The sequence below is a fragment of the Zarconia navalis LEGE 11467 genome, from assembly GCF_015207075.1.
Classification (GTDB): domain Bacteria; phylum Cyanobacteriota; class Cyanobacteriia; order Cyanobacteriales; family Geitlerinemataceae; genus Zarconia; species Zarconia navalis.
In genome coordinates this window covers 1-8,935 of the sequence record NZ_JADEXN010000181.1, presented here as the reverse complement: position 1 = coordinate 8,935, position 8,935 = coordinate 1, and the positions used below count along the sequence as shown (strand labels likewise).

Here is an 8,935-nt window from a genome sequence, read left to right as displayed (position 1 = left end):
CTACGAATTGCTCGCGGTCGAGTTACCTTTCCAAAGCGACGACCCGATGGAGTTGGTACACTCTCATATTGCCAAAACCCCTCTGGGATTGGGATACAAGAAAGACATTCCCCAGATGCTAGCCAGCATCGTCATGAAATTGATGGCGAAGAATGCCGAAGAGCGCTATCAAAGTGCTTTGGGGTTGAAACACGATTTAGAAAAGTGTTTGTTTCAATGGAAAGAAACCGGTCATATCGAACCGTTTGAGTTGGGGGAACGGGATATTTGCGATCGCTTCATTATCCCCGAAAAACTCTACGGTAGAGAAGCTGAAGTTACCCAGTTGTTAGAAGCCTTCGAGCGCGTTGCCAACGGAGGTGTGGAACTGATGTTGGTGGCGGGTTTTTCTGGTATCGGCAAAACGGCTGTCGTCAACGAAGTTCACAAACCCATCGTTCGCCAGCGAGGTTATTTTATTAAAGGGAAATTCGACCAATTCAACCGTAATATTCCCTTCAGCGCCTTCGTTCAAGCTTTCCGCGATTTGATGGGGCAATTACTATCGCAGAGCGAAACTCAGCTCGCACAGTGGAAAACCGAAATTCTCTCCGTTTTAGGAGAAAATGCTCAAGTTGTTATTGAAGTTGTTCCCGAACTCGAACGCATCATCGGCATTCAACCTTCTGTCCCCGAGCTATCGGGAACTGCCGCCCAAAATCGCTTCAATTTGTTGTTCGGGAAGTTCGTTCGCGTCTTCACCACAAAAGAGCATCCTTTAGTTATTTTCCTCGACGATTTGCAATGGGCAGATTCGGCATCTCTAAACTTGCTTAAATTATTAATGGAAGAGTCAGAAAGGGGATATTTGCTAGTTTTAGGTGCTTATCGCGATAACGAAGTTTATCCAGCACATTCCTTGATGCTGATCCTTGATGATATTCGCAAGGCAGGAGCAATTCAAAATACATTAACGCTTGCGTCTTTAGATGAGCTTGATGTTACTTATTTGGTTGCCGATACATTGCTATGCTCGGCAAAACTTGCTGAACCTCTATCGCAGTTAGTTTATCATAAAACCCAAGGCAATCCCTTTTTTGCCACTCAATTTTTGCAGGGTTTGCACGCAGAAAATCACATTGCATTCGAGGCGGATGCGGGATATTGGCAGTGTGATTTGACCGGGGTACGACAGCTAGCACTAACAAATGATGTCGTCGAATTCATGGTAGGACGACTGCGGAAATTGCCTCCCCAAACCCAGAAGGTTTTGCAACTTGCAGCTTGTATCGGCAACCGCTTCGATTTAGGAACCTTGGCAGTGGTTTGCGAATGTCATCAAGAGGAGGTGGCTGCCAATTTGTGGAAGGGGTTGCAGGAGAGTTTTATCGTTCCCGAAAGTCAAACCTATAAATTTTTCCAGGGAGACGCTCTCGTAAAAAAAGAAGACAATACGATCGCGGTAGATTATCGCTTCGTACACGATCGCATCCAGCAAGCGGCATATTCTTTACTCCCCGAATCCAAAAGGGCAGCAGTCCATTTCTCGATCGGGCAACTCTTGGTATCCCATCTCTCCTTAGAACAACGCAACAAGCGGATCTTTGAGGTAGTCAATCACTTAAATTGCGGTCTCGACCTGATTAGCAATCCCACCGAGAAACAGGAACTATTGAATTTCAACGTGCTAGCCGGACAGCAGGCTCATTTGTCCACCGCCTACGCTTCTGCCTTAGAGTATTTTTTGACTGCTGTGAATCTCTTGAGCAAAGATGCTTGGACGCGGCACTACGACCTTGCTAAATCAATCCATATTAATGTGGCGAAGAACGCCTATCTATCGGGAAATTTACCCCAGATGGAAACATTTCTCAAAACAGCCTTTGCTCAAACCGGTACTCTCCTAGACAAAATACCGCTCTACGAAATCAAGATTCAAGCACTGGCTTCCCAACATCAACTCCAAGAGGCAATCGAATTAGGATTGGATATTCTCGGGCAATTAGGACTCGACTTTCCAGAACAGCCAACACCCGAAGACTTTGCCAAAGGACTCCAAGAGGTTAATACAAACTTAGCCGGACGACCCGTACAAGAGCTGATTCTTTTACCAAAAATGGAAGATCCTGTAGCCCTTGCCGCAACGCTCATTCTGCTGAGGCTTTCGGCTGCACTGATGATCGCAGCTCCTCATCTGATGCCCTTTGCTTTTTTTAAAATGGTGAGCTTGTCAATTTGCAAAGGGAATACCGCAATGTCGGCATTGGGCTATGCGACTTATGGACTGATTCTATGCAGTGCTGTCGGTGATATTGATACGGGCTATCAGTTTGGCAAGCTAGCCGTGCAAGTCTTGGAAAAATTCTCTGGCAAAGGAGTACAAGCCACAACAATGACGCGAATTAACGCGGGGGTTTCCCATTGGAAAGAGTCACTGCGCAGTACGTTGCCTTCCCTGCAAGAAACCTATCAAGTGGCCTTAGAAACGGGCGATCTAGAGTATACGGCGGTTTCCGCTCAGGTTTACGCCTACCACCTGTATTTTTCCGGGCAAGAGTTAAGCCAAGTCGATCGAGAGTTAGCAGCTTATAGTCACGCGATCGTTCAAATTCAACATAAGACCTTTTTATACTGCGTAAAGGCCTATCATCAACACACTCTTAATCTATTAGGCCGTTCGGCAGATCCCATCAAGTTGATCGGAACTGCTTATGATGAAACGATTGACCTTCCCGATCAGTACGAAGCCAATGATGCTCATGGAATTGCCGTCGCTCATCTGTTTAAGGGGATTGGTTGTTATTTCTTTTATGCCTATGATGAGGCCTTGGATAACTTTGAAAAAATAACTCCTTTTCTCCGTTCGATCGCGGCTTTTGCGACAGGATGCGCTTTAACATTCTATGAATCTCTTACTTATCTGACCATTATCGATCGGCATCCCATAACAGAACGAACTTCTTGGTTAGAAAAAGTTGTGGCGAATCAAGAAAAGTTAGCGCACTGGGCTAATCACGCGCCGATGAATTACTTGCATCGATATCATTTAGTAGAAGCAGAACGACATCGGGTATTGGATGAAAAACTAGAAGCTATTGAGATGTACGATCGCGCCATCTCAGGAGCAAAAGCAAACGAGTATCTTCAAGAAGAAGCGCTAGCAAACGAACTCGCTGCTAAATTCTATTTGGAGTGGGGCAAGGAAAAAATTGCTCGAACTTACACGATCGAAGCTTACTACTGTTACGCCCGGTGGGGAGCTAAGGCAAAGAACGACCAACTTGAAGCCACTTATCCCCAACTCCTCGCTCCTATTTTTCAACAACAATCTAATGTTGATTTTGATGCAAGGCTTACCTGGAATTCTAGCAAAACGATTACCACTCAAAGCAGTAGCCAGACTTCTGCCGCTCTAGACTTTACCGCAGCACTCAAAGCATCCCAGGCAATTTCAGAAGAACTCGAACTCGATAGCTTGCTCTCAATCCTGATGCAAGTGGTTATTGAAAATGCGGGAGCGGACAAAGGAGTACTAATTCTCTCAGAATCGGGAAGTTGGGTTGTGCGGGCAATGACAATTCTCAATACCAACTCAGAGGAAAGTCGGGCATCTCAAACCTCTACCTTACTCTCTTGTTCTCTTGAGCAGAGCGAAGAAATTCCGACGACCCTAATTCGCAATGTCTCTCGCACAGTAGAATTATTAGTCCTCAATGATGTGACTGCGGATAAGACTTTTGCGGGAGATTCTTATTTTACGACTCGATCTCCTCAATCGTTAATGTGCACGCCGATCGTCCGCCAAGGTCTAGTTATTGGGATCTTGTATTTGGAAAACCACTTAGTCAAGGGTAGTTTTACGCGCGATCGCGTTGAAGTTCTCAACCTCCTCACCGCTCAAGCTGCGATCTCTTTGGAAAACGCCCAACTCTACCAACAAGCACAGCAAACGCTCGCGAACTTGAAAAACGCCCAACTGCAACTAGTACAAAGCGAGAAAATGTCGGCATTGGGAAATCTCGTAGCAGGTGTGGCTCACGAAATTAACAATCCCGTCGGCTTTATTGCCGGAAATCTGCAACCGGCTCGAGATTACGTACAAGACTTGTTCGGATTAATTGACTTATATCAAGAGAAACTCCCCAATCCCGATGAAGAGCTAGAAGAAGAAATTGCAGCAATCGATCTAGAATTTCTGCGCTCGGATCTACCCAAACTGATTGGTTCGATGAAAGAAGGAACCGATCGCATCGGTCATATCAGCACCAGCTTGCGGACGTTTTCGCGCACGGATAAAGAACATAAAGTGCCCTTCAACCTCCACGAAGGCCTCGACAGCACTGTGTTGATTCTCAAACACCGCCTGAAGGCTAACGAATACCGTCCGGCGATCGAAATTGTCAAGCAATACGGCAACCTCCCAGAGGTGCAATGCTTCCCCGGACAACTCAATCAGGTATTTATGAACTTGATTGCCAATGCCATCGATGCCCTAGATGATGGGAACGCCGGACGCAGTTTTGAGGAGATTGCCGCAAATCCCAATCGAATTACCATCAGCACCGAAGCCACATCCGAAGAAATCATTATCCGAATTTCCGATAACGGTGTGGGAATGCCCGAAGATATTAAACAACGAATTTTCGAGCAGGGATTTACCACCAAAGGAGTAGGGAAAGGAACGGGATTGGGAATGGCGATCGCCCGTCAGATCGTCGAAGAGAAGCATGGCGGTACGATATCTTGTACTTCCGAACCCGGCATTGGAACCGAGTTTGCGATCGCCCTTTCGAGAAACTAAATCTCCATAGCTCTAAAATGACGGCAAACCAGCCCGGATTCGGTTTTCCCAGTTCGCGATCGCCCTTTCTCAACGCACTAAACCGATCCGTCCATTTCTAATACTCGCACCAAAAAAGCCCAGCGATCGGCCAACTCCTCGATCGTCTTAGTGGTGGGTTTGCCCGCCCCATGTCCGGCTTTGGTTTCGATGCGAATTAATAGCGGATTTCCCCCCTCTCCCGCAGCTTGCAAGGCTGCTGCAAACTTGAAGCTGTGGGCGGGAACCACCCGATCGTCGTGGTCGGCGGTGGTAATCATCGTCGCCGGATAAGCCGTGCCAGATTTGAGGTTGTGCAGGGGGGAATAGGCATGGAGAGCGTTGAATTCCTCGAGATTCTCCGGGGAACCGTAGTCGGAACACCAAGCCCAGCCGATGGTGAACTTGTGGAAGCGCAGCATATCCAACACCCCCACCGCCGGCATAGCCGCCGCAAACAAGTCGGGACGCTGAGTCATGCAAGCCCCCACCAGCAGACCGCCGTTGCTGCCGCCACCGATGGCGAGTTTCGCCGAACTGGTGTAACCGTTGGCAATCAGCCACTCGGCAGCAGCAATAAAATCGTCGAACACGTTCTGTTTGTTGAGTTTGGTTCCCCCCTGGTGCCACGCCTCTCCGTATTCGCCGCCACCGCGCAGATTGGGAATCGCCAATACGCCGCCGAGTTCCATCCATACCAACTGTCCGACGGTAAACACGGGAGTCAGGGAGATATTAAAGCCGCCGTAACCGTAGAGATAGGTGGGATTTTGCCCGTCGAGTTCGATGCCGGTTTTGTGGGTGATAAACATCGGCACTTGAGTGCCATCTTTACTGGGGTAGAAAATCTGCGTCGTCTCGTATTGACCCGGATCGAAATCCACTTGGGGCTGGCGAAAGACGCGGCTTTCTCCCGTTTTCATGTCGTAGCGGTAAATCGTCGTTGGGGCAGTGAATCCGGTGAAGCTGTAGAAGGTTTCGGTGTCGTGGCGTTTGCCGCTAAATCCCCCCGCCGAACCGATGCCGGGTAACGCCACATCTCGGACGAAGGAACCGTCGAGGTTGAAAATTTTAATTTCCGTGCGGGCATCTTTGAGGTAGCTGGCGACGAACTGATTGTTGAGCAGTCCCACCCCTTCTAACACGTCTTCCGCTTCGGGGATAATTTCGGTACGCTCTCCCGTTTGAGTTTCGATCGCGATTAACCGACCGCGTGGGGCATCGAGATCGGTGCGGAACCAGAATGCCGAGCCTTCATTATCCACAAAAGCGTACTCGGCTTCAAATTCATTAATTAATTCCACCACTGGGGCATCGGGGACGGTTAAATCTCGGTAGAAGACCAAATTTTTCGGGTCGGTTCCCCGCCACACGGAGATAATCAGATATTGCCCGTCTTCGGTGACACCGCCGCTAAATCCCCATTCTTTCTCGTCGGGGCGATCGTAAATGAGGGTATCTTCGGTTTGGTTAGTGCCCAGGCGATGGTAGTAGAGTTTTTGGAAGTAGTTGATATCTTCGTATTTGGTGTCTTCGTTGGGTTCGTCGTAGCGACTGTAGAAGAAACCTTGGCTGTCGTGAGTCCAGGATGCGCCGGAGAATTTCACCCATTTGAGACGATCGGCTAAATCCTTGCCGGTGTCTACATCGCGAACCTGCCACTCTTGCCAATCGGAACCGGAACTCGACAAGCCGTAAGCCATGAACTTGCCATCTTCGCTGATGGAATATCCTGAGAGGGCGACGGTTCCATCTTCAGAGAGGGTGTTGGGATCGAGGAGAACTCGGGGTTCGCCGTCGAGGGACTGCAAGACGTAGAGAACGCTTTGGTTTTGCAGCCCGTCGTTTTTAAAGAAGAAATAGCGATCGCCCCGCTTGAAGGGAGTGCCGAATTTTTCGTAGTCCCACAGTTGCGTGAGGCGTTCTTTGATGCGATCGCGCTGGGGAATTTGGTCTAAAAACCCCGAGGTGACTTGGTTTTGTCCTTCGATCCAGGTGCGAGTTTCCTCAGAATCCGGGTCTTCTAGCCAGCGGTAGGGATCGGCGACTTCAATACCGTGATAGTTATCGGTTTGGTCGGCTTGACGGGCGATCGGGTAGTTGAAGGAAGGGCTGGAACTAGACATAGGATCGCGGTTTTGAGGAACGCTTTTTAATCTAGCATTGCTAGGGGTGAATTCGGAATTCGGAATTCGGAGTGCCGAGTTTGGGGAAGAGCAAAGTCGTAGGGTGGGTCGTTGTGACGGTTGGAATGTACTTCGACACTCATAATTTCACACGATCGAGCCAGCTACGCTACAGTACTCACAGTTTTGAGTTGAAGGTGTGCGATGAAAAGCCTAGAGGAAATCGAGCAATGGCTTGTGGGGCATAAGTCGATATTGGAAGAACGCTACAAGGTTAAAGAGTTAGGTATTTTCGGTTCGTACGTTCGTCAAGAGCAAACCGAAACCAGCGATGTTGACGTGCTAGTAGAATTTTCAGAGACACCGAGCTTGTTAAAGTTTATCAATTTGGAGAACTATCTGGGCGATAACCTGGGCGTTCGGGTCGATCTGGTGCATAAGGCTGGGTTGAAACCTCGCATTGGGGAGCGGATTTTGGCAGAGGTGGTTTACCTGTGATGAAACGGCAAGTGGCGGACTATCTACAGGATATTTTGGATGCTGTTGCAGCGATCGAGGAATTTACAACCGGAATCGAGGTTGAGTCGTTTGCTAAGAAAATAGACAAACATCAAAGGTTAAAAGGCTGAGAGGTGAAAACCCATGATGCAGGACGAGCTATTGCAAATTATCGAAAAAGCAGCCAGAGACGGGGCAACAGTACTCGACCTCAGCTATAACCAACTGAGCAGCCTGCCTTCCGAAATCGGTCAACTGCAAAATCTCTCATCTCTCGACCTCAGCAATAACCAACTCAGCAGTCTGCCTTTCGAAATCGGTCAACTGCAGAATCTCTCATCTCTCGACCTCCGATATAACCAGCTTGTCAGCCTGCCTTCCGAAATCGACCGATTGCAAAATCTCTCATCCCTCGACCTCAGCCATAACCAACTCGGCATTCTGCCTTCCGAAATTGGTCAATTGCAAAATCTGTGGCGGCTTTACCTCCGAAATAACCAACTTATTAGACTGCCTCCTGAAATTGGTCAACTGCAAAATCTCTCACGACTTGACCTCAGCCATAACCAACTTGGCAGTCTGCCTTCCGAAATTGACCAACTGCAAAATCTCTCAAAACTCGACCTCGACAATAATCCTTTGCCCATTCCACCGGAGATTTTAAAGAAGTGTTACTGGCCGAAAAAAATTATCAACTACTACTTGAAAAACCAGGCAGAGCCTTCCCACCCTCTGAACGAAGCAAAGGTATTGCTGGTAGGCGAAGCCAAAGTGGGTAAAACTTCCCTGGTCAAGCGGTTAATCGATGGCACTTTCGACCCCCACGAACCGATGACGGAGGGCATCCTGATTCGAGCATGGCCTATTGAAGTCAACGAGCAAACAGTCAAACTTAATGTCTGGGACTTTGGCGGTCAGGAAATCATGCACGCCACCCACCAGTTTTTTCTTACTAAGCGTAGTCTCTATCTGCTGGTGCTGGATGTTCGCCAAGACGAGCATGGCAATCGGGTGGAATATTGGCTGAAGATCGTCCGCAGCTTTAGCGGCAACTCCCCAGTCATCGTCGTCGGCAATCAGGTGGATCGAAAACCCCTCGATCTCGACAGGCGGGGACTCCAACGTAAATATCCCAACATTGTCGGGTTTGTGGAAACCTCATGCCGCAACCTCAAACACAAGGGCATCGACAAACTGAAACGAGAAATTCAGACCCAAATTGCCCAACTTCCCCACGTCTTCGACACGCTGCCGGAATCGTGGTTTGCGGTGAAAGCCCAGCTCGAACAACTCGATGCTGACTATATCGAATATCACCAGTACCAGCAAATCTGCGCCGACAAAACCGTGACCGACACGCAAAGTCAAGACACCCTCATCGGCTTTTTGCACGACCTGGGTATTGCCCTCAATTTCCGCGACGATCCCCGTCTGAAGCAAGACAGTGTGCTAAATCCGGAATGGGTGACCAATGGAGTCTATTCTATCCTTAACGATAACGTCCTAATGACTC

5 protein-coding genes are annotated in these 8,935 nt (G+C 48.6%); 4 read left to right on the top strand and 1 reads right to left on the bottom strand.

Annotated elements, in window-relative coordinates; translation table 11 throughout:
* Positions 1 to 46: 46 nt before the first annotated feature.
* A complete protein-coding gene (locus IQ235_RS11195) occupies positions 47 to 4,780 on the top strand; it encodes a trifunctional serine/threonine-protein kinase/ATP-binding protein/sensor histidine kinase (protein WP_264321547.1) in 4,734 nt (1,577 codons plus the stop codon).
* A 77-nt stretch (positions 4,781 to 4,857) separates the two neighbouring features.
* Here the strand turns inward: IQ235_RS11195 and IQ235_RS11190 are convergent, their stop codons facing one another.
* The gene (locus IQ235_RS11190) at positions 4,858 to 6,924 is read right to left on the bottom strand and encodes a prolyl oligopeptidase family serine peptidase (RefSeq protein WP_264321546.1); all 2,067 of its coding nucleotides are present in this window, start codon (positions 6,922 to 6,924) and stop codon (positions 4,858 to 4,860) included.
* 204 nt (positions 6,925 to 7,128) lie between these two features.
* On the opposite strand from IQ235_RS11190, the gene IQ235_RS11185 reads away from it, so the two are divergent.
* The 3 genes from IQ235_RS11185 to IQ235_RS11175 form a co-directional block, all read left to right on the top strand.
* Positions 7,129 to 7,422 carry a nucleotidyltransferase family protein gene (locus tag IQ235_RS11185; protein WP_264321545.1) on the top strand — a complete coding sequence of 98 codons (294 nt, stop codon included), beginning with the start codon at positions 7,129 to 7,131 and terminating at the stop codon, positions 7,420 to 7,422.
* Positions 7,419 to 7,553, top strand: coding sequence for a ribonuclease HepT family protein (locus IQ235_RS11180; protein WP_264321544.1), 135 nt, complete (start codon positions 7,419 to 7,421; stop codon positions 7,551 to 7,553). Before IQ235_RS11185 ends, IQ235_RS11180 begins: the two co-directional genes overlap by 4 nt.
* A 13-nt stretch (positions 7,554 to 7,566) precedes the next feature.
* Positions 7,567 to 8,935: COR domain-containing protein (locus IQ235_RS11175; RefSeq protein ID WP_264321543.1), on the top strand; the 1,369-nt coding region annotated here is incomplete at its 3' end.

Bases quoted from the DNA above. Each gene is read 5' to 3' on its own strand.
- IQ235_RS11195 (WP_264321547.1), top strand. From the start codon at position 47: ATGGAGTTGGTACACTCTCATATTGCCAAAACCCCTCTGGGATTGGGA.
- IQ235_RS11190 (WP_264321546.1), bottom strand. From the start codon at position 6,924: ATGTCTAGTTCCAGCCCTTCCTTCAACTACCCGATCGCCCGTCAAGCC.
- IQ235_RS11185 (WP_264321545.1), top strand. From the start codon at position 7,129: ATGAAAAGCCTAGAGGAAATCGAGCAATGGCTTGTGGGGCATAAGTCG.